Here is a 294-nt window from a genome sequence, read left to right as displayed (position 1 = left end):
CGCCCGCGCCCGTCGCCACGAGTGCCGCGCCCGTGGGATCGTGCCGCGCATTGCTCGGCGCGGGATCGAAAGCAGCGAGAAGCTCGGACGCTACCGCTGGGTCGTGGAGCGAACCCACGCTTGGTTCAACCGCTTCCGACGCCTGCCCGTCCGTTACGAGCGCCGCCCCGATATCTACGAGGCCTTCACCAGATTCGCGGCCAGCCTCATCACCCTCAACCAAATCAGGCGGTTCTGTTAGGCGCTCTTAGTTATTATAGATGAATCAAGATAAACGATCATGATTTAATATCA

The 294-nt window shown here is 59.9% G+C and carries 1 protein-coding gene; it reads left to right on the top strand.

From position 1 onward, the window contains the following. Nucleotides 1-241, top strand: a 241-nt coding sequence (locus CVH10_RS19475; RefSeq protein ID WP_146143112.1) for a transposase, incomplete at its 5' end; no start/stop codon positions are given. Between the last annotated feature and the right edge of the window lie 53 nt (nt 242-294).

The organism is Halomonas sp. ND22Bw (genome assembly GCF_003011945.1).
Lineage (GTDB): Bacteria > Pseudomonadota > Gammaproteobacteria > Pseudomonadales > Halomonadaceae > Halomonas > Halomonas halophila.
This window is presented reverse-complemented; position numbering and strand designations above follow the sequence as displayed.